Annotated in this window: 2 protein-coding genes; both read right to left on the minus strand. The window is 65.4% G+C overall.

The window, feature by feature from the left end; genetic code table 11:
• Positions 1 to 965: alpha-amylase family glycosyl hydrolase (locus ACGFR9_RS35145; protein ID WP_393216959.1), on the minus strand; the 965-nt coding region annotated here is incomplete at its 3' end.
• Positions 962 to 1,453, minus strand: a 492-nt coding sequence (locus ACGFR9_RS35150; protein ID WP_393216961.1) for an alpha-glucosidase C-terminal domain-containing protein, incomplete at its 5' end; no start/stop codon positions are given. The genes ACGFR9_RS35145 and ACGFR9_RS35150, both read right to left, overlap by 4 nt.

A 1,453-nucleotide genomic window follows, 5' to 3' on the forward strand; every position in this document is an offset into this window, starting at 1 on the left:
CACTGGCAGCCGGACGGGATGGCCGGGGTCTTGGCGAGGATCTCGGAGACGGGGTGGCGCGATTCACGCCGTACGGCCATGAAGATGCGCGGCATGACGGGGAAGTGGAACGCCATGTGGCACTCGTCGCCGCCGGCCGCGTAGTCGCCGAAGTAGTCGACCACGTCCTCCGGCCACTGATTGGCCTCCGCCAGTACCACCGTGTCCGGGTACTGGGTGTCGATCTCCTTGCGCACCCGCTTCAGGAAGGCGTGGGTCTCCGGGAGGTTCTCGCAGTTCGTGCCCTCCTGCTGGTACAGATACGGCACCGCGTCCAGCCGGAACCCGTCGATGCCCAGGTCCAGCCAGAACTTCAGCGCGGAGATCATCTCCTCCTGGACCGCCGGGTTCTCGTAGTTCAGATCCGGCTGGTGCGAGAAGAAGCGGTGCCAGTAGTACTGCTTGCGTACGGGGTCGTACGTCCAGTTGGAGGCCTCGGTGTCGACGAAGATGATCCGCGCGTCCTGGAACTGCTTGTCGTCGTCGGCCCAGACGTAGTAGTCGCCGTACGGTCCGTCGGGGTCCTTCCTCGACTCCTGGAACCACGGATGCTGATCGCTGGTGTGGTTCATGACGAAGTCGATGATCACGCGCATACCGCGCTGGTGGGCGGAGTCGACGAAGTCCACGAAGTCGGCGAGGTCGCCGAACTCCGGCAGTACGGCGGTGTAGTCGGCGACGTCGTAACCGCCGTCCCGCAGGGGGGACTTGAAGAAGGGCGGCAGCCACAGGCAGTCGACGCCCAGCCACTGCAGATAGTCCAGCTTGGCGGTCAGACCCTTCAGGTCGCCGATGCCGTCACCGTCGCTGTCCTGGAAGGAGCGGACCAGGACCTCGTAGAAGACGGCTCGTTTGAACCAGTCCGGGTCCCGGTCCTTGGCGGGAGTGTCCTCGAAGGTGTCCGGGACGGGTTCGTTGACGATCATGTGGTGGGTGACCCTCCGATCGACGGGCTGGACGGTCGCGGAGCACGGCTGTGCCCACCCGGGAGATCACTCCCGGATGTCCGGCCGACGACGAGCACATGCGCTCCCCCCGGCTCCAGGCGCACATAGTTGGCACTGCCCCAGTGGTAGGTCTCGCCGGTGAGCTCGTCGCGCACCGGTACCGACTCGTGCCGCTCCAGGCCGAGTTGCGGCATGTCCAACGAGACCGTGGCTTCCTGGGTGTGGTGGGGGTCGAGGTTGGCGACCACCAGAACCGTGTTCGAACCGTGCCGCTTCGAGTAGGCGATGACCTCCTCTTTGTCCGCGTGGTGGAAGTGGATGTCGCGCAGTTGCCGCAGGGCCGGGTTCTCGCGGCGGATGGTGTTGAGCTTGGTGATGAGGGGGCCGATGGTGGTGCCCTGGCGTTCGGCGGTTTCCCAGTCGCGGGTGCGGAGCTGGTATTTCTCGCTGTCGAGGTATTCCTCGCT

Origin of the sequence: Streptomyces sp. NPDC048584, assembly GCF_043199595.1 — a bacterium.
Lineage (GTDB): Bacteria > Actinomycetota > Actinomycetes > Streptomycetales > Streptomycetaceae > Streptomyces > Streptomyces edwardsiae.